17 protein-coding genes and 3 pseudogenes are annotated in these 19,237 nt (G+C 36.3%); 4 read left to right on the forward strand and 16 right to left on the reverse strand.

Features of this window, described 5'->3' with window-relative positions; genetic code table 11:
- Positions 1 to 104: pseudogene (locus tag EAE93_RS16765) on the forward strand (RNA-guided endonuclease InsQ/TnpB family protein); the annotation flags it as partial.
- Between the two features lie 35 nt (positions 105 to 139).
- Here EAE93_RS16765 and EAE93_RS16770 read toward each other — a convergent pair.
- The 6 genes and pseudogenes from EAE93_RS16770 to pyrG form a co-directional block, all read right to left on the reverse strand.
- Positions 140 to 364, reverse strand: a pseudogene (locus EAE93_RS16770) (hypothetical protein); the annotation flags it as partial.
- A gap of 822 nt (positions 365 to 1,186) precedes the next feature.
- Positions 1,187 to 1,375, reverse strand: coding sequence for a type II toxin-antitoxin system RelE/ParE family toxin (locus tag EAE93_RS16775; RefSeq protein ID WP_246593432.1), 189 nt, complete (start codon positions 1,373 to 1,375; stop codon positions 1,187 to 1,189).
- An 82-nt stretch (positions 1,376 to 1,457) separates the two neighbouring features.
- Positions 1,458 to 1,661 (reverse strand): annotated as a pseudogene (locus EAE93_RS16780) (type II toxin-antitoxin system RelB/DinJ family antitoxin).
- A 226-nt stretch (positions 1,662 to 1,887) separates the two neighbouring features.
- A complete protein-coding gene (locus tag EAE93_RS16785; RefSeq protein ID WP_161786675.1) occupies positions 1,888 to 2,028 on the reverse strand; it encodes a hypothetical protein in 141 nt (46 codons plus the stop codon).
- 114 nt (positions 2,029 to 2,142) lie between these two features.
- A complete protein-coding gene (gene eno, locus EAE93_RS16790) occupies positions 2,143 to 3,444 on the reverse strand; it encodes a phosphopyruvate hydratase (RefSeq protein ID WP_110086581.1) in 1,302 nt (433 codons plus the stop codon).
- Positions 3,445 to 3,519: 75 nt separating this feature from the next.
- The gene (gene pyrG, locus EAE93_RS16795; protein ID WP_214040161.1) at positions 3,520 to 5,157 is read right to left on the reverse strand and encodes a glutamine hydrolyzing CTP synthase; all 1,638 of its coding nucleotides are present in this window, start codon (positions 5,155 to 5,157) and stop codon (positions 3,520 to 3,522) included.
- Positions 5,158 to 5,567: 410 nt separating this feature from the next.
- On the opposite strand from pyrG, the gene EAE93_RS16800 reads away from it, so the two are divergent.
- The 3 genes from EAE93_RS16800 to EAE93_RS16810 are packed head-to-tail and all read left to right on the forward strand — an operon-like array spanning position 5,568 to position 7,261.
- A complete protein-coding gene (locus tag EAE93_RS16800) occupies positions 5,568 to 5,915 on the forward strand; it encodes a hypothetical protein (protein WP_036780498.1) in 348 nt (115 codons plus the stop codon).
- 1 nt (position 5,916) lies between these two features.
- Positions 5,917 to 6,525, forward strand: coding sequence for a restriction endonuclease fold toxin 5 domain-containing protein (locus EAE93_RS16805; protein WP_214040162.1), 609 nt, complete (start codon positions 5,917 to 5,919; stop codon positions 6,523 to 6,525).
- Between the two features lie 13 nt (positions 6,526 to 6,538).
- Positions 6,539 to 7,261 carry an Imm52 family immunity protein gene (locus EAE93_RS16810; protein ID WP_040149634.1) on the forward strand — a complete coding sequence of 241 codons (723 nt, stop codon included), beginning with the start codon at positions 6,539 to 6,541 and terminating at the stop codon, positions 7,259 to 7,261.
- A gap of 65 nt (positions 7,262 to 7,326) precedes the next feature.
- Here the strand turns inward: EAE93_RS16810 and EAE93_RS16815 are convergent, their stop codons facing one another.
- The 10 genes from EAE93_RS16815 to relA form a co-directional block, all read right to left on the reverse strand.
- Positions 7,327 to 7,956, reverse strand: a complete 630-nt coding sequence (locus tag EAE93_RS16815; protein WP_214040163.1) for an AAA family ATPase — start codon at positions 7,954 to 7,956, stop codon at positions 7,327 to 7,329.
- A 1,128-nt stretch (positions 7,957 to 9,084) separates the two neighbouring features.
- Positions 9,085 to 9,882, reverse strand: coding sequence for a TauD/TfdA family dioxygenase (locus EAE93_RS16820; RefSeq protein WP_214040164.1), 798 nt, complete (start codon positions 9,880 to 9,882; stop codon positions 9,085 to 9,087).
- Positions 9,879 to 10,691 (reverse strand): hypothetical protein, encoded by an 813-nt coding sequence (locus EAE93_RS16825; protein WP_214040165.1) that lies wholly within the window; start codon positions 10,689 to 10,691, stop codon positions 9,879 to 9,881. Before EAE93_RS16825 ends, EAE93_RS16820 begins: the two co-directional genes overlap by 4 nt.
- A 7-nt stretch (positions 10,692 to 10,698) precedes the next feature.
- Positions 10,699 to 11,742 (reverse strand): pyridoxal phosphate-dependent aminotransferase, encoded by a 1,044-nt coding sequence (locus tag EAE93_RS16830; RefSeq protein ID WP_214040166.1) that lies wholly within the window; start codon positions 11,740 to 11,742, stop codon positions 10,699 to 10,701.
- A gap of 118 nt (positions 11,743 to 11,860) precedes the next feature.
- Complete coding sequence (locus EAE93_RS16835) at positions 11,861 to 12,631, reverse strand: phytanoyl-CoA dioxygenase family protein (RefSeq protein WP_214040167.1); 771 nt, start codon at positions 12,629 to 12,631, stop codon at positions 11,861 to 11,863.
- On the reverse strand, positions 12,628 to 13,866 hold the full coding sequence (locus EAE93_RS16840; RefSeq protein WP_214040168.1) for a hypothetical protein: 1,239 nt from the start codon (positions 13,864 to 13,866) through the stop codon (positions 12,628 to 12,630). Before EAE93_RS16840 ends, EAE93_RS16835 begins: the two co-directional genes overlap by 4 nt.
- The gene (locus EAE93_RS16845) at positions 13,863 to 14,690 is read right to left on the reverse strand and encodes an MbnB/TglH/ChrH family RiPP precursor modification enzyme (RefSeq protein ID WP_214040169.1); all 828 of its coding nucleotides are present in this window, start codon (positions 14,688 to 14,690) and stop codon (positions 13,863 to 13,865) included. The genes EAE93_RS16840 and EAE93_RS16845 overlap by 4 nt, the downstream gene beginning before the upstream one ends.
- A complete protein-coding gene (locus EAE93_RS16850) occupies positions 14,683 to 15,540 on the reverse strand; it encodes a hypothetical protein (protein ID WP_214040170.1) in 858 nt (285 codons plus the stop codon). The genes EAE93_RS16845 and EAE93_RS16850 overlap by 8 nt, the downstream gene beginning before the upstream one ends.
- A 516-nt stretch (positions 15,541 to 16,056) precedes the next feature.
- On the reverse strand, positions 16,057 to 16,836 hold the full coding sequence (gene mazG, locus EAE93_RS16855) for a nucleoside triphosphate pyrophosphohydrolase (RefSeq protein WP_214040171.1): 780 nt from the start codon (positions 16,834 to 16,836) through the stop codon (positions 16,057 to 16,059).
- Positions 16,837 to 16,990: 154 nt separating this feature from the next.
- Positions 16,991 to 19,222, reverse strand: a complete 2,232-nt coding sequence (relA, locus tag EAE93_RS16860) for a GTP diphosphokinase (protein WP_040149625.1) — start codon at positions 19,220 to 19,222, stop codon at positions 16,991 to 16,993.
- Between the last annotated feature and the right edge of the window lie 15 nt (positions 19,223 to 19,237).

Below are 19,237 nucleotides of genomic sequence, written 5' to 3' on the forward strand. Positions count from 1 at the left end.
TCAACATCGAGCGCAAGGGCATACAGGAATTACAGGCGGCGGGGCTCGTCGTTTCTGCCCACGGAGGCCAGCGTAAATCCGTTGCATCGACGGTGGCGGCCTGAGAAGTGGGAAGCCTCGCCGTTTACGGAGGGGAGCAGTCACTCAGGTTCTCTATCAGGAACTGGAGGCGAAATATCCCATGATGATCGAACGCCACGGATATCCTCGGTAATTGACCGCATTCATCTTGGCTTCGCTTGGCGAATATCAGAGCAGCCTCAAAAGCTTTCAACTGAGCTTCGATAACTATTTTACTATCCTCATTAAGATAAACTCGTGAATTCCCTGCCAGTATGCTTACGTTAGTTTCTCGCTGATTCATTTTCATCAATATCCTTTTCCAAGATGGATCGTATATATAAAAGATGACCACAAAGATTCATTAATTTTTGGATCAAGGGACTTTCTTAAAGAGTGGTTGATATAACGCATGGAAAATAAGGTGATCTTTAATAATTTCACATACGCTAAATACCGTTCTCTCTTACGGCCCCTGTTATAAAATAAGTATGTTTGATATCAGGCAAGGGTATAATTCCCATAAAAGAAGTTGGGTAAAGATTAACGTGTCTTTTTTATTAAAAAATAGATCTTCGTCTTGTTTAAATGTTTTTTCTTTTTAACCTTGCAACCGTGGTTCTAAGCCCGACCATCGGACATCATCTAGCTCTCAGCTTATCGGGTAATTCTGTCACACCAATACAAGGCTCTAATTGCCAAGTATGGATATATCCGAACTATTGTTGAGACAGCTAACTAAAATCCGTTATATCAAGGTAAATCTTCTCAGCAACATTAAGGAGGGGATTCTCGCTATTAATCCATCGGCGAAAAGTTTCACATGTGAAAACATAGCTACACCGACTGCCTCAGGAAAACTCAAAAATTGACGTTGTAGAAGTTATCGGGTTATTACCCTTATGAAAGAGGGCTTTATCCCTCCTGTCAGACCGCCGGCACAATACAGTATCGCAGCTAAAGCTGGTGGTTTTAGCCTTTCATTTGGAAGAATAAAATTATTTCAGGTTTGTCATGCTCAAACATCAACCTATTACACACAGCTCAACTTAATTCTTTCTCTTCGAATCACAGTTAGCTCTCCGCTCAACAAACACATTTAAAAAATCAATCACTTATCCTCTTGCTATCCGAATAAATCAGCATGGCTACCAACTCGATACAATATCAATTCAGTGTCCGTACGTCGATAAATCAGAAGTAAATCCAGCGCTCCATGACATTCCAAATAACCAATATAGTTACCGTTCAGGCGGTGTTCTTTATACTTTGGTGGTAATGGCTGGCCGGTTTGCAAAAGCGCAAGGGTTTTCATAATGATTTCTTGCGCTTTTTATTGTTGACGTACTTTTTGGCATCCTTTTTAAATCGGCTCTGATAAACGAAAATCAGCACTGTTACCAACCTAGATCACTTTTTAATTCATCAAGCGTGTTGGCACGGTGAACGCCTATCCCGTTCTCTAGATCATGAATTGCCTGTAACGTCTCGCTATTCGGTTGCAGCAACCCATCCGGTAGCCGACCTTCTGCGGCTAATCAATTAATAACCATGCGTATAACGGTAGACAAATCGAGTCCAAGTGCTTTGGCATTTGCCATCGCCGCCGCTTTGCAGGCTGGTGACACCCTGGCTCTGACAACAGTATCAGTCATAGTAAATGCTCCCTTTGTGTGTTTGATTAGAACACCGCAGCCTTTTTGTAGCCACACGTCAAAAGATTATAAATATGACTTGGTAGCCAATTATCTGAAATTGTAATTTCACTTTTACATAGTAATAGTAGTTGTTCCACTACCGGCAAAAAGATCAGAAACGCTCAACACATCAAAACTGCCACGCAAAAAAGCCGCGCTCGTTTAAACTCTCACGTATTATCAGTGACCAACGCAATAGTGACCAACGCAATCCCACTGCAATGGCGTACCCGGCAATGGCAGCGTCGTTACCATCGATGAGTCTACCCAACTGCGGCGAGCAGCCTTTTTATTTTCGGGGCAACGTTAACAACGGCTCGTATGTTGGTTAAGGCATTAAGGAGGGTTTTACCCCTCCTATTTAATGCTAATACTTAATTACCAATTAAGCCTGACCTTTTACTTCTTTCAGGCCATAGAAAGGAGCACGATTACCCAAAGCTTCTTCAATACGGATCAATTGGTTGTATTTAGCAACGCGATCAGAACGGCTCATAGAACCGGTTTTGATTTGGCCTGCCGCAGTCCCTACTGCCAGATCAGCAATAGTCGCATCTTCCGTTTCACCAGAACGATGAGAAATTACCGCCGTGTAACCTGCGTCTTTTGCCATTTTAATCGCTGCCAGTGTTTCTGTCAGAGAACCAATCTGGTTGAATTTAATCAGAATGGAGTTAGCAATGCCTTTCTCAATACCTTCTTTCAGGATATTGGTATTGGTGACAAACAGGTCGTCGCCAACCAACTGGATTTTTTCGCCCAAAACTTTTGTCTGGTAAGCAAAACCTTCCCAGTCAGATTCATTCAATCCATCTTCGATAGAAACAATCGGGTACTTTCTGGTCAAATCTTCCAGATAATGAGTGAACTCTTGAGAAGTGAAAGTCTTACCTTCACCTTTCAGTTCGTAGTTACCCGTTTCTGAGTTGTAGAATTCAGAAGCGGCGCAATCCATAGCCAAAGTGACATCTTTACCCAAAACATAACCAGCTTGTTCCACCGCTTCTTTTATAGCAGCTAGCGCAGCCGCGTTAGATTCCAGGTTAGGCGCATAGCCCCCTTCGTCACCAACCGCAGTGCTCATGCCTTTCGCTTTCAGAACTTTAGCCAAACTATGGAAAACTTCAGAACCGATACGCACCGCCTCTTTCAACGTTTTTGCCCCAATCGGCTGAATCATAAATTCCTGGATATCAACGTTGTTATCCGCGTGTTCACCACCATTAATGATGTTCATCATCGGCAATGGCATAGAGAATTTACCCGGAGTGCCGTTCAATTCAGCAATGTGCTCGTACAATGGCATGCCTTTCGCCGCCGCTGCCGCTTTAGCGTTAGCCAGAGAAACTGCCAGAATCGCGTTAGCACCGAATTTGGATTTATTTTCAGTACCATCCAAGTTGATCATGATTCTGTCGATGTTAGCCTGATCTTTAGCATCCTGACCGATAACTGCCTGTGCAATCGGGCCATTCACTGCATCAACAGCTTTCAATACACCTTTACCCATAAAACGGGATTTGTCACCGTCACGCAGTTCCAACGCTTCGCGAGAACCGGTAGATGCACCAGAGGGCGCAGCCGCTAAACCCACAAAACCCCCTTCCAGATGCACTTCTGCTTCTACGGTTGGGTTGCCACGGGAGTCAATGATTTCACGACCGATCACTTTAACGATTTTGGACATTAGGTTTTCCTCAGTACAAGTTACATTTCAGGTAAGTGACGGAATACTTCATGATGCCGTCACTCACTGCACATCTTATTTGAGCTGGCCTTTCTGATATTTACCGGCGGCTTTAACAAAACCAGTAAATAACGGATGGCCATCACGAGGTGTGGAAGTAAATTCTGGGTGGAACTGACAAGCCACGAACCAAGGATGGTCTGGGATCTCAATAATTTCTACTAATTTATGGTCTACTGAACGACCCGCTACCCGAAGACCAGCATCTTCAATACGTTTCAGCAGTAAATTATTCACTTCATAGCGATGACGATGACGCTCAACAATCGTATCTGCCCCATACAAGGCGCGCACTAAGCTATCTTTTGTCAGGTGACATGGCTGACCACCCACACGCATCGTTCCACCAAGATCACTCTCTTCGCTACGCACTTCTAAATTACCGTCTTCATCACGCCATTCGGTGATCAGGCCAACAACCGGGTACCGGCAATCTGGCTCAAATTCTGTTGAGCTAGCTTTCCCCATGCCCGCAACATGGCGAGAGAATTCAATCAATGCCACCTGCATGCCGAGACAGATCCCCAGATAAGGGATTTTGTTCTCACGCGCATAACGGGCTGTCATGATCTTGCCTTCCACACCACGACCACCGAAGCCGCCAGGAACCAGAATCGCATCCAGTCCCTTCAATAATTCAACACCACGAGTTTCAACATCCTGAGAATCAAGCAGCTTGATGTTAACCGTCAGACGATTCTTCAATCCACCGTGCTTCAATGCCTCAATCACGGATTTGTACGCATCAGGCAGTTCAACGTATTTACCCACCATCCCAATAGTGACTTCACCAGAAGGATTAGCTTCTTCGTAAATGACCTGCTCCCATTCGGACAAATTTGCTTCCGGGCAATCAAGGCTGAATCGTTTACAAATATAATCATCTAAGCCTTGAGATTTCAATAGCCCTGGGATTTTATAAATGGAATCAACGTCTTTTAGGGAGATAACCGCTTTCTCCGGCACATTACAGAAAAGTGCAATTTTTGCCCGTTCATTAGCAGGGATAACGCGATCTGAACGACAAATCAGAATATCCGGTTGAATACCGATAGAAAGCAGCTCTTTTACCGAGTGCTGAGTCGGTTTAGTTTTGACTTCGCCAGCCGCCGCCAGATAAGGCACCAGTGTCAGATGCAGATATAAAGTGTGTTCACGGCCAACTTCGACTGCCATTTGGCGAATGGCTTCAAGGAATGGCAACGATTCAATATCACCGACCGTACCGCCAACTTCCACCAGCACCACATCATGACCTTCACCACCACTGATGATGCGATCTTTGATTTCATTGGTGATGTGAGGAATAACTTGAACGGTCGCCCCTAAATAGTCGCCACGGCGCTCTTTGCGCAGCACTTCGGAATAAACCCGCCCCGTCGTAAAGTTATTGCGGCGAGTCATTTTAGTGCGGATGAAACGCTCATAGTGACCTAAATCGAGATCAGTTTCAGCGCCGTCTTCGGTAACGAAGACTTCCCCATGCTGGATTGGGCTCATCGTACCTGGATCGACATTGATGTACGGGTCCAGTTTCATAATCGTGACATTGAGTCCACGGGCTTCGAGTATAGCCGCCAAAGAGGCTGCGGCAATGCCTTTACCCAGAGAGGATACGACCCCGCCGGTCACAAAAATATAATTAGTTTTCATGCTGAACCTGAAAGTTTAGGTTTAAAGATGATGGATATAACCAGGACGGGAAAGCAGTATACCCGAACCTTAAATTCGCCACAAATAATCTGAACGCAAATTAAGGTACTTTTCCCGCATTTTGTTGTCCCACATTAGCCCCATCTCTGCTTAAACATAGCCGATTCATTCGTTGTACGTGGATAACAGCCCCTTTCATAGCATTGTCAATGTCAACATGAGCACAGACACAAACTTTATTTTCCATGAAGTCAATCGTGCCTGTTTATTCTCAATGTCGGATGATTTTATTGCTTTAATTGATTAAAAAACAGTATTATTGCTTCTATAGTGATCATTTCATCTAAATCACACTCAACCCAAAGGCCCCATTATAGGTAACAGTCGCTTATGATTTAAGGAGCGGTGCCATGATTATACTGACTCAGGAACAATTCGATAAAATTATTGATGCAGAGGACAATACTTATATTGAAAAAATCAGGCAATGCATTTTGTCAGAACATGCCGACTTGGTTGTGCATGAGGATGAGAAAAATTTGCATAAGCGGCTTAAAGAAGCCTATCGGTATTTAATCGAAGACCTGGGCTTTAAAGATAAAAAGCTGATTAAATCATACCTTTATTTAACGGCATTTAATCTTAATTTCCACGGTGTACCAGAAATCAAAAATGCCCTTGAAGCAGGAGAAAACCCGGAACAACAATACAAAGATATCTTGAGAATAATAGATAAGTTGTTGAAAAGGAGCAATTAACATGCCTTTACCTCTGTTAGTCCCGGCAGCCCTGACTGCTGCCGAATATGCGGCATCAGCCCTTGCGGGCATATTGGTTGGCGTTGGTGTGGGCCTCGGCGTTACGGAAATGACAAAAGACAAGGATGATGAAAAAGAGCAAGCGGAAGCCCGAACGGATGTGATCAGTACAACAAGGGAAGAATGCAAGGCTTGCCCCGCCATTGAGAAAGTGAGTCCCAGTTGGGAGAGTACCAGTTCATATTCACAGGTTACCCTTGATTATCAACTCCAGATAGCCAAAACCGTTTACAAACCGGACGCAAAACTCATACAAGTATGGGAATGTCTGGGGGTCAGTTTTGATGGCTGGCGACCAAAAGCATGCCTATTTCTGGAATCTAAAGCTAAATATGATCAGTTTTTTAGGAAGGGAAAGCCAATGGAATGGTGGGCGGGAAAAGATTCAATGAGGAACCAAGGAGGACGGCAGCAAGAAGTATGCACTTCATTGAATGGCATTCCACGTTCCCACTGGCATTTTATGGAACCTATGAGCGCGGCTTACTATTCAAAAGAGTTTTCTAAATATCCCAATATTAAAGTATTTCATACCCCCTTATTCAGATAATGCGAGATAACAAATGATCATTTTATCACCAGAAATAAAGCTGTATTTTGACCGGCAAGAACCGTTGAGTCCCCAAATAGTATTAACTGATTTATATAGAATTACTCAGCAAATCGATCACTTTTTTGGCCGTCATAAGGCTTGGTATTTGACAGGCCATACTCGTAAAGAAGCATTAGAACACCTTGTTTTTGAAGAGAACCACCCGACGGAAAAAGCGTTTCAAATGTTTGAAAAAAATTACAAAGAAAATTTTCCTTTTATAGGAAAAAGTATTTGGGATGGTGAAGATGATGATCTTGCCTGTTCCCTATTTTATGAGAACTATCGTAGTGACAGGTTAGGACAAACTGAGATAACAATAGATCTTAATATTGACGAAAAAGAGTTTCAGTTTTCACGGTTGATTGATTTTATTACTTTTTTAGTTCTCAGTCGTAATGCTCCCTACATTATGGTAGAAACTAACGGTTATACCTTGAAGAAAAATCAGGTATTCCCCGACAGGTTAAGTGCTGGGTGGATGATTTATTTACCCTTTGTTATAGATCCCGCATTATTACCAATGGCCGCTGAAATCTTGCCTATTACCAATGATAAAGAACAATTGGGGACATTAATTATCACCAAACAAGGCATTTTTGACGGCGAAAATCAGGATGATATTGATAAAGCCAATGATATTGAAATTCAGTTGTTGAATTTGGGATTACTGCCATTAATTACTGAGGTTTAACGGAAATTGCGTTGTTTTATGTTTTTACATTCAGGCAACGCTACATTACTACTAATTAGGATATTTTATTCCCTATGATGCATTATTTTATTACCATTTATTTCATAGGTAGTGAAATTTAATCCCTGCAAAAAGCTATCATCATGTGAGCTAAAAATAACAATTTTCTCTTCTGCAATAGAAATCATCAATTCTATTAAAAATGTTATTGAATTGGAGTCAAGGCCATTTGTTGGCTCATCAAAAATATAAACATCTGCATCCGTAATAAAAGCTGAGGTCAATAAGAATTTCTTTTTTGTGCCAAGTGACATTTGCCCATATTCAATACCAGAATATTTAGATATGCCAAAACCATTTAAATAGTAATCTAATTGATGTCTTAGATTATTTTTCCTATAACGTTTGCATAGCTTTATCACATCCATCCCAGTAATAAAGTTATAAAAATCAACATTATCTGATACATAAAAACCATATTTCTGTAAATTAAATCGATATTTTTTCTCCTTTTTTATAAAGTTAACCATTCCTTTTTTAACCTTATTCATACCCGCAATACTTGAAAGAAAAGTCGTTTTACCCGACCCATTCATTCCCGCAATACGGTTCAATCCAACATAAAAATTACAATTGCTTTCTGAAAAAATAATCTTATCATTAATAATAACTTCCAGTCCAATAACTTCAAGCATAAATAACCCCAAAAAAGCATGTAAAAGAGACAATAACACAGAGAATAATAAGTTTCGTATACTGAGTTCTCAATAAAGAAATAAATGAGAGAATAACTGAAAGAAAAATATAGGATATAAACATAATAACTGAAAATGATTTAACCACAAAAAAACAAAAAGCAGAAATTAAAATAGAAAATAAAAACAAAGAAACCAAATAATTATAAAATAAAAATTTTTGCATAGACAAAAAATTAAATAAATATGAAAATCGATTCATTTCAATATATGAGAGATTATAAAACAATAACATGCACATATAGATAACAACACTGAAATATGTTAGTAATATATAATCAGCCTTGGCTGGAATTTGAGAAAACGCATTTTCACATAATATATATAAAATCAGAACAGATAATAACATAATAAATGACGATGTTTTATTTTTATGGAAATGGTATCGTAGGTTTATAATATAAGGTGATAAAAAAAATCCTGATGAGAATAATTTCTTATGTTGATTAATTGTGTGACATGATGCAGAGCTTAAATATAATCTAAACGCTATTAATAAAATAGCCGATGTAAAAATAAAATTATACAATACTCCATTTCTCAATGATGCAGAAAGAATAAAGAATGCAGCAACCAAAATAAAACATAATAAATTTAACTCAAACAAGCAAAATCCAATTACAGCAAAAGAAACAATCAAAAACAACATAGATGAAGAATAATATAAAGAATTAGCATTTCCAGAAAAAAAACCTAAAGAAAAGAAAATAATCATCGGAAAAGAACTATAAATGAAAAAAATGATACTACAAAGAAACAATGTTTTTTTATCTACCAAAGAAACAACAATTGAATTTTTCCTCGCTGTAGGAAAAAACCTTATATTAACCAAATAAAATAACACATAGATTATTAAGGATATGGAAGAGAAATAAAACGATTTGATATAGTTCTCTGGAGTAACAATATTCGAAGACAAGATAATTAAGAACTCAATTACACCACTGGCTTTTGCCGGAAGTAATAAGAAACAAAGAAATATAATGACATTTTTGTTCCCGGACGCAAATTTTTTTATTCTGTCTCTATACTCCAATGCATCAGCTATTATTAAATTCATACAATCCCCTAAAACCAAAATCTAAACAACGTCCTTTGTGAGTCTTTCGGAAATTTCGTCCTAGAATGCAAATACAAATAATTACTAAACACAATACATTGATTTTCCCTTAAATGCAATCGGTATTGATTTTCCTTTTGATGTATAAATATATTGATATCCATAAGCATTGAGTAAACCTCTTCCGTACATTTAAAATTATTGATTAATGGTGAAAACGATATTCCAACTCTATCTTCTATTCTTGAAAATATTCTTTTTTGAAAAAACTTACCATTGGAAAAACGAGAAAGACATTCATCATTAAATAATAATCCAGACTTTTCTCCATATTTATTAAAAATAAAGTTATAAACAGCACCTGAGTCAACCAATATACTGTCACCACCTTCATAAGAAGGATTTTGACAATGTAATACAACTACATTTGGTTGTTTTTCTTCATGCCCTTCATCTGTATGCACCGGCTGGGTTCCATTTGATTCAAAAAACCATCTTGGATTATCAATGGATTTTATTGTTTCATATTCTTTAAAACCTCTATTCTTATAAGTGATAGATTTTCCAAATACACCTTCGAGCCATGATGATACATCATCAACACTCTGGAAATTAGAAAAATCAATTATATATATACATCCATCCAAAGATATTTCTTTATAAATCTCACTGCTTAATCTACTATCCACATCATCCTTATACATATATTTGATTATTTTATTATTGTATGATTCGCTAAAATTATAATAATCAGAGTTAATAATTTTCTTAATGTTATTAAATAGAGGGTAGCCATTGTACATCATTTTATTTCCTCATAAGACTCAAATAAGTTCAATAAATGTAGGGACTCTTTAAAAATCTCCCTTGAACGCCCGGAAAACATAGATATATTATTGTTAATAACATTTGACATTTTTTTACATAATTTCATAATTCTATTTGTAGAACCATGATATTTTGCAGATGAATTTAATCCAAACAATTGAGACCTAAAAGAAAGAATCTCTACACCCACTATATAACTGTGAAATAGTAGATATATGGGAAACATATTATTACCAAAAACAGATTTAACCCCTTCAACCTCTACATGAACTATTTTGGTATTTTCATTCATATGCATATTGGCAATATCATCAATAAACAGAATCATATGAGTCAATTGATGAAACATCAATTCAACAAAGTCCTGATAATCAAATTCCTCTTTAAAATCCATAGAAGCAAGACCAATTGTTTTTTGTGTTGTACCATTTGTATATGAAGATAGTTTATTTATAATAACTATTTTAATAATCCTATTCATTAATTCATAGATTTTATCATACTTCGACAATGTATAGAGCCATTCATAAAAAACATTATTTATAAGCATTGAGTTGATCTTAATAGAATTATTATCATACTTATCTTTTAGTGCAAATAGATGTTCGTAACAATATGGTAAAGCACCTTCATATGAAGTTATAAGAGGTATATTAGAATCGGGTATTTTATTAAAAACAGAATATTGTTTAATAAATTCATTATAATAATTCGATGATATATCATACGAACCCACAGTCTTATTAATAAATTCAAGAACATTTTCATATCCAATTATATAGTACATATAAACCTCAATAAAAGTTCGCCAAGATAAGGTTTAAAATAATATCATTCGTTAATTTATCACCAATAGATAATCTTATACTATTATCTGTGATCTTTGAATAACCTAATGGGAAAGTATTTATTTTCATCCCATTTTCAATGACTTTATTTTTAAATAAATTAATATTATTAAAACCTCCTGAAAAGAAAATAAAATTAGCTTGACTTCTAGTTACATGAATATCATTTAGCTTTGATATCTTATCTATCATAACATCTCTATATTTTTTTATATTTAATATATTCTCTATATCAATTTTACCTTCATTTATAATATCTAGAACTAACTTCATTTTTATATCACACATTGAGTACATTAAAGAAAACTTACTAATATATGAAACAAAATCCTGATTAGAAAATAAATATCCAAAACGCAATCCTGCAAAACCAATTTTAGAAAAACTACGAAGAACAATGAGATTATCATATTCCGAAGTAAGACTTAATATATCTGAACCTTGCACAGAGTAAGCTACATATGCCTCATCAATGATGACAGGACACTTACAGTTTTCAATAATGCATTTTATTTCATCCACCCCAAATAATACTCCGGTTGGATTATTAGGATTATCAATAATAATTAATGAGTTTTCATATTTTTGAGCTGAATATATAAATGCCTGTACATCAAGACTGAGATCATCATTTAAAGGAATTTTATGTACATCAATTCTACATATGCTTGCTAATCTTGTAAACATAAAGAACGAAGGGTCTGGAACTAATAAATTAGTCTTTTTTGTAGAAAAAGATAATAAAATAGTTTGAATCAACTCTAAAAGACCATTACCAAGAAGAATATTTTCATTATATTCAACACCATCAATTTCACATAATTTTTCCTTAATTATATTTGCATCAAAAATAGGATAACGATTTATGCTAATTTCTTTCAGATTATCCGAATACAATTCTGAGTCCAGTTTTATTTGATAAGGAAACTCCATCAAACTTAAATTTTTATTAACTGGAGTAATCTTAAAATCAGGAATTTCATTGTACAATCTATTCCTATAAAAATACCGATTTTTTATTCTCATTATATTTACCAAATTAATAGATTAATAAGAATTTTTCCCAATAATCAACCAAGGAATAATATTCTCATGCTGAAAAAATATATTATAAAATCTTTCTCGCTAAATTATTTATCCATTTTGAATAATCATAATTTTCATCGCGTTCTATTGATGGAGGAAAAGCCTTTCTTTTGAAGTCAAAATATTTACTTTTAAGATCACCTTCAGAAAAATCATTGTATGTAAGAAAAAGACATCTTCTCTTATTGCGAGATAAATTATCTTTTGACATATGCAATAAAAATGAACTAAAAATCAATAGATCTCCAGCATTAGCTTGAATAGGCTCCCAACCATATTTTTCATACGCGCTTTTCAATGCCTTACCTTCACGATGAGGAATCAATTTTTTTTCAAATGGCATATTTGAAATATATAAGCAACCATTATCTATATTTGTATCATCAATTGGAATCATCAGATTAAACATTTCTTTATTGATGAATCTAGTGAATGCAGGATAATCTTGGTGGGGAGAAAATCCTCCTCCTCCACTTAACTTAAAATTAATTTTATCTTTAAATAGAAAATAATCTTCTTCCATAATAAAAGATAATAATTCATGCGCTTTTCTTCCAATTTTTTTTATAAAAAAAGCCTCTTTTGTATCAATAAAATTTTCTATTCTATTAAGTATTTTCTTATTATCAATCACACTGGATTCATAATATTTCATCATTTCTCCGGGAGTATCCTCACGATCATCAAGAAATTGCACGGTTGTACTAAGTAGTTCTTTTTCTTTATGACATAGAAAATTTTTTATTAGGATATAGCCTTTACAATTCAATTCTTTTCTATATTTATTTATCATACCTTATACAACTCCTCTCTTTCTATTACTTCACATATTTTTTTATCTAAATATTCCCTATTACTATAAATAGAATTAGGATCAGACTTTGGTATTGATGTCCTAATCCAGCAATCAGGTCTGTCAACAGAAACAATTGCCACGTTCATTTTTTTAGCAATAACTGCAACCCAAATATCGGACATATTTTTTAGTTGAAAAGATTCTATTGAAAACGAATGCAGAGATGAGTGATAAGCCAATGTACCAGTACCTGGGACATTTACAATGATATCATTATCAAGTGAACAACTAAAATGAATTCCTTTTTTATATTTATAATATGACAATAAAGAATTTCTATCAATAATATTCCCATGCACACATATAAATTGTTTTCGATTATATTTCTCTATTTTCAATACAAGCCTCTCAATATAGTTTGTTGGATAAATTAAATCATCATCAAGTGTAAATAAATACCCAGATTTATTTTTCAATGGAAAAAACTTTGAGGCATCACCATAATCCCCAAACTGAGAACTCATATAGACTTTAATTTTATCTCTATTCAAAAACTGAGGTATCTTTTCATATCCATTTAAATATACATTTAATTCATCTAATTGTGAATAAATAGAGTTTATAGTAATTAGTAAATTATATTCTCTTTCCGGTATACTTGCTACGGATGCTATTTTCAGGTTTTTATTATCAATGACTAGTTTAGTTGAAGGGATACCCAGAGGAAGTTTATGTTTATTCCAAGTCCATACACCATGAGATTGATAGATTCTTTTTATATTAACATAATCATTTATATAACCAGAAAACAACATTTCATCTTTGCTTCTATTGTAACCATTAGATGTATAGATAGTATTTCTATTTCCATAGATTTCAATTACAGCATGATGGACAGCAATATGATCATAATGTCCATATTCACCATCTACAGCATGTGTGGTAATGGAATCATTTTCAGAGATATTTAATTCCTCTAGAGAATTACATATAGTCTTGAAATATTTTTTATTTAAAAAATCAGTTTCAAACTTCTCCCAATCTCCAGATTCATTTAAACCCAAGTTAATAATTTTATAAAAGTAAGGATGTTCATATAGTGCTTGATTTCTCTTCTCATGAAATAACGGCTTATTTTCTCTACCAGAGAAAACTATAACTATATAGTCAAAAACTTTTGGATTAAACCATATAATTTCATCATCAGGATGTGCAACAATTAGAAAATTCATACTTTTTTCCTATACACTTTTTTATATATATCACGAGCTATAGATATCTCATCAACAATAGTTGTATAATCCTCAATATTAGAGTCTCTTTCAATTATAACGCCACTGACATCAGTTTTTGAAAGTGCAAATTCATATAATCCCCATACTTCACTCCATATATCATTAGCATGAGTATCTATAATCATGTCAAATTTATATGCACCACCAGCCAAATGAATTTCAACAACATGATCCAATGGTAATTTTAGCAAAAACTCTTTCGGATCATAATTATGATTCATTGAATTAATATATAAATTATTAATATCCAATAACATACCACAATCACTGCCTTTAATTATTCTATTTATAAACTCAATTTCTGATAAATCGGACATAGGCATTTCATAATAATAGGTAATATTTTCAATTATGAAATTATCACTAACTTGTGATTTTATTTTTTTAATTTTGTCTATTATCTGACATGAACTTTCAATTGAAAATTGAATTGGCATTAGATGTCCAACTTCAATATCTCCATGCCGTGTTGCTGATAAATGATCACTATACCATTGTGGTTTCTTATCAGTAATAACTCGCCTTAATTTACTTATATATTCATCATCCAAACTGTCCTCACTTCCTAATGACATATCAAGCCCATGAAATATAATTGGCACCTCTTTACAACATTTTTCTAAGTAAGGGTCTTCTTCATCCCAAAAAAATTTTTCAGAGTGTACCTCAAGAATATCAATATGTTGAATATTTTGAAAAATTTCTTTTGAAAAAGATGATCTATAGTTAACACCAACACCTATTTTTTCATATTTATTCATTACGAATATCCTTAGCACTAAGAAAGATTAAACCTTTTGAATTTAATGTCTTAAGAGTAGATACAAAAGTATTTTTATCAATACCATAATATTCACTTGCCTCATTAAACATATTACTAGCTAATATTGCGTGCTTACATGACAATATTATATAACAGATAATATCACCTATCATACATGAGACAATTTCCCTAGATTTGTCTTTTTTATAAAACAGAATATTACTTCTTTTTTCCATTAAATGGTCTTTCAAAACATTCGGAGGTTCCCCTTTATGAAGGAGACTCAATAGTACACTAATATTTTTAGCAAATTTTTTGATCCTCACAGTTGGATGAGAAATAACAAATATTTTTTCCATCTTACCTATATCAGTCTTTGGTATATAATCCTTCCAACTATTATTATTCATATTTTGCAGATCAATTATAAGACGATTCTTTTCCTTTTCATACAATGCAATTAGTTCTAATATCTCATCTTCGGTTGAGTTAATCATGAAATTGCAAAAAACTTCAGATTCAATGACAGGATTTTTTTTAACTTCGTTATTAAAATTAAGACTATTTAAATATTTTTCAAATTCAAATTCAAACTTTTCTTCACCTAGATATTTATATATATTGGGGAGTGCTCCTTTCAGACCATCCATTCTCTTTATTTTTTGCAAAATTGATGAGTTAACAAATCTTCCGCCATTTTTTCTAAAAAAATTAATCAAGACCTCTCTATTTTCCAGAGCAACATGATATTTATCCATAAACTTATTTGGATTTTCATACATTTTTATTGAATACTTTGGATTTGATATTAATTTTGATAAATATATATTTATTTCTCTTTTATTCATAATTATATGCCTTCCCCCCTAATTCAATAAGGGGGGATTAATTTAGTTATTATGGACAATCAACACTATTACAAAGGACCTCAACTTCTGGTTCAGACTCTTCAATTAATTCGATTTCCATTTTAATCCCCTATTACTGATACAGAATTGTTTCAAAAATATTAACTTATAACTAAATGTTAACATTTATAATATTAGATGCATATTACCATATGTCAAATTTTTATCTAAAAGTGATGATAATAAAACAATAATTTCAACCATATGAAAATAAAAGAATTATAATTCCATATGAATGTTTTGATATTACAACATGAAGAAATTTCATATTACTTTGTAGAGATAATTAGGTTGGGTAAATTCTCATAATGAAGTTAAACAGGTCAGATATGTTTAATAAAAAATTAATTTATCAACACTTAACACTATCTCAAACAGAGCTCAGGGAAATTTATTCAACACAAATTTCCCTCTTAAAAAAAATAAAAATCCCAGCTTTCAGGCTATTATTTCCGGTTACTGTCTCTTAACCTGTTGCCACATTTGTTCCATTTCTTCCAATGTCGCTGCTTCCAAGGTTTGGCCTTGGTTCAGGATCAGTTTTTCTACTTCTCTAAATCGGCTCTCAAATTTATTGCATGCTTTTTGCAATGCAATTTCTGGTTTGTATCCGAGATGGCGAGATAAGTTCACAACAGCAAATAACAGATCGCCAATCTCTTCCTCCAAATGCTGTTGATCAACAACCGCCTGATGAGCTTCATCCATCACTTCGTCGATCTCTTCGTAAACTTTGTCCAGCACCGGCCCCAAAGTATCCCAGTCAAAACCAACCGCAGCACAACGTTTCTGTATTTTATACGCTTTCATCAATGCCGGCAGGCTTGCCGGAATGTCATCAAGGACCGAATGTAGATCTTTTTGCGCTCTTTCCTGCGCCTTACTTTTTTCCCAACCACTGATAGCCACATCACCGCTGATATCCTGCTGCTGACCGAAAATATGTGGATGGCGGCGCTCCAGTTTATCGCTAATCGCATGGCAGATATCATCAAAATCAAACAACTGTTGCTCTTTGCCCATTTCAGCATAGAACACCACCTGAAATAATAGATCGCCCAATTCTTCTTTTAGATCAGAAAAATCACCACGCTCAATGGCATCAATGACTTCATAAGTCTCTTCTAATGTATAAGGCGCGATGGTTTTGAATGTCTGTTGTTTATCCCAAGGGCATCCCTGTTGAGGATGGCGCAATTGCGCCATAATCTCCAGTAACCGTTCTATACCCGTCATCTTTCAAGTCGCCTCTTTGTTGGCTGCACTCGCTCACCCCGGTCACATAGTTCGCTATGCTCCCGGGGATTCGCTCCCTTGCCGTCGCGATGCAGCTTGAAATCCATAGGGTATATAGCAAATGATTTCATTTTTTATCCAAATTTTCCTACGGTCAGTTGCCATGAAGACGCCTGGCTTCAATAACATCCGGTAACTGATTGATTTTCGCCAAGATCCGCCCCAGTACTTGCAGGTTATAAATCTCAATATTCATATCGATGGTGGCAATCTGCTGTTTTATATCACTGCGGCTACTCACCCCAAGCACGTTCACCTTCTCATTCGCCAAGATCGTGGTGATATCACGCAATAATCCACTGCGATCGTTCGCAACAACACGCACAATCAGTGAGTAACCACTGGAATAGCTCTCTCCCCAAACCGCATCCACCACCCTTTCCGGCGCATTCGCCTGCAACTCCGCCAACTGTTCACAATCAACCCAATGGATAGAGATTCCCCGACCACGCGTGATAAAGCCGACAATCTCATCGCCGGGAATTGGCTGGCAGCAACGGGCAATGTGATGCATCAAGTTACCCACACCTTCTACCACAATCCGTCCATCATCTTTAGCAGAACTACGCTGTGGATGTGATTTACTTTCTAAATTGCGAAGCGCTTCCCGATCTGCATCCTCTGCGGTGGTTTTTTTGAGTTTACTTTGTAAGAAATTGACCAACTGGTTAATGCGGATATCACCAACGCCAATTCCCGCCAGTACTTCATCAAGTGTATGGACGTTATAACGAGCAATGAGCAACTTTTCCGCCTCTTTTAGGCTGATATCCAAGTGTTCCAGTTCGTTATCCAGCATCTGACGACCTGCGATAATGTTTTTATCCCGATCCTGTTTGCGGAACCAGTTATGGATTTTCGCCCGACCGCGGCTGGTGGTGACATATCCCAAGTTTGGATTTAACCAATCACGACTTGGGTTCGGGTGTTTCTGTGTGATGATTTCAATCTGATCGCCCATTTGTAATTGATAGCTGAATGGCACAATGCGACCACTGATTTTCGCTCCAATACAACGATGCCCCACATCGCTGTGAATATGGTAGGCAAAATCCAGCGGCGTAGAACCGGTAGGTAAATCAATAACATCGCCTTTCGGTGTAAATACATATACCCGATCATCAAACACCTGGCTGCGAACTTCATCCAGCATCTCACCAGAATCAGCCATCTCTTCCTGCCATGCGATCAATTTACGCAGCCACGCAATGCGTCCTTCATATCCGGCACGACTGCCCGCCACCGCTCCCTCTTTATATTTCCAGTGGGCGGCTATTCCCAATTCTGCATCTTCATGCATCTGACGGGTGCGGATCTGAATTTCCAATGTCTTACCACTTGGCCCAAGCACTACGGTATGAATGGATTGATAGCCATTTGGCTTCGGGTTAGCAACATAATCATCAAATTCATCCGGCAAATGACGATAGTGAGTATGTACTATCCCCAGCGCCGCGTAACAATCCTGCAAACGTTCAACCACAATTCGCACAGCCCGAACATCAAACAGCTCATCAAATGCCAGTGATTTTTTCTGCATTTTGCGCCAAATGCTGTAGATATGTTTAGGACGCCCGTATATTTCAGTAGTAACGCCCTCCTTGAGCATATGCTTGCGTAATATATTGACAAAGTGATCAATATACTGCTCACGATCAATGCGGCGTTCATGCAGTAATTTCGCAATTTTTTTATATTCATCAGGATGGAGATAACGGAAGCAGTAATCCTCAAGCTCCCATTTAAGTTGACCAATGCCTAGTCGGTTAGCGAGCGGCGCATAAATGTTGGAACACTCTTTCGCAGCCAGTACGCGCTCATCTTCAGTCGCCTCTTTAACTTCCCGCAAATGGGCGATCCGCTCTGCCAATTTGATAATGACACAACGAAAATCTTCCACCATTGCCAGTAGCATCCGGCGCACATTATCAACCTGTACAGAGCAGATTGAATCGTGATGAGTGGCTTTTAACTGGCGAATGGCGTCCATTTCCATAACGCCTTTCACCAGATTGGTAATCACACTGCCAAACGCCTCGGTGACGGTTTGATCGTCAAGTAATTTGGCATCCACCAACGGGAACAGTAGCGCAGCACGCATGCTGTCACTATCCATACTCAGCGTAGAGAGGATCTCAACCATCTCTACGCCACGCCATAATAGAAGTTCTGAATCAGGATGATTTTGCGCTTTTTCGTGACAATAACGCCAGGTTTCGGCTAATTTCTCACCCAATTGAAGATTCGCTACATTTAAACTAGCGATCCACCTGTTTACTGCAAACTCTCCCGCAGGGGTTAAATGAGCACTTCTTACCGCAACCATAATCTCTCCCGATTA

The sequence above is a fragment of the Photorhabdus akhurstii genome, from assembly GCF_018448925.1.
In the GTDB taxonomy this organism is placed as follows: domain Bacteria; phylum Pseudomonadota; class Gammaproteobacteria; order Enterobacterales; family Enterobacteriaceae; genus Photorhabdus; species Photorhabdus akhurstii.

Coding starts and splice junctions, on each gene's coding strand:
- mazG (WP_214040171.1), bottom strand. CDS start 16,836: ATGACGGGTATAGAACGGTTACTGGAGATTATGGCGCAATTGCGCCAT.
- relA (WP_040149625.1), bottom strand. CDS start 19,222: ATGGTTGCGGTAAGAAGTGCTCATTTAACCCCTGCGGGAGAGTTTGCA.
- eno (WP_110086581.1), bottom strand. CDS start 3,444: ATGTCCAAAATCGTTAAAGTGATCGGTCGTGAAATCATTGACTCCCGT.
- EAE93_RS16815 (WP_214040163.1), bottom strand. CDS start 7,956: ATGCTTGAAGTTATTGGACTGGAAGTTATTATTAATGATAAGATTATT.
- EAE93_RS16845 (WP_214040169.1), bottom strand. CDS start 14,690: ATGAATAAATATGAAAAAATAGGTGTTGGTGTTAACTATAGATCATCT.
- EAE93_RS16820 (WP_214040164.1), bottom strand. CDS start 9,882: ATGATGTACAATGGCTACCCTCTATTTAATAACATTAAGAAAATTATT.
- EAE93_RS16775 (WP_246593432.1), bottom strand. CDS start 1,375: ATGAAAACCCTTGCGCTTTTGCAAACCGGCCAGCCATTACCACCAAAG.
- EAE93_RS16810 (WP_040149634.1), top strand. CDS start 6,539: ATGATCATTTTATCACCAGAAATAAAGCTGTATTTTGACCGGCAAGAA.
- EAE93_RS16840 (WP_214040168.1), bottom strand. CDS start 13,866: ATGAATTTTCTAATTGTTGCACATCCTGATGATGAAATTATATGGTTT.
- EAE93_RS16835 (WP_214040167.1), bottom strand. CDS start 12,631: ATGATAAATAAATATAGAAAAGAATTGAATTGTAAAGGCTATATCCTA.
- EAE93_RS16805 (WP_214040162.1), top strand. CDS start 5,917: ATGCCTTTACCTCTGTTAGTCCCGGCAGCCCTGACTGCTGCCGAATAT.
- pyrG (WP_214040161.1), bottom strand. CDS start 5,157: ATGAAAACTAATTATATTTTTGTGACCGGCGGGGTCGTATCCTCTCTG.
- EAE93_RS16825 (WP_214040165.1), bottom strand. CDS start 10,691: ATGTACTATATAATTGGATATGAAAATGTTCTTGAATTTATTAATAAG.
- EAE93_RS16850 (WP_214040170.1), bottom strand. CDS start 15,540: ATGAATAAAAGAGAAATAAATATATATTTATCAAAATTAATATCAAAT.
- EAE93_RS16800 (WP_036780498.1), top strand. CDS start 5,568: ATGATTATACTGACTCAGGAACAATTCGATAAAATTATTGATGCAGAG.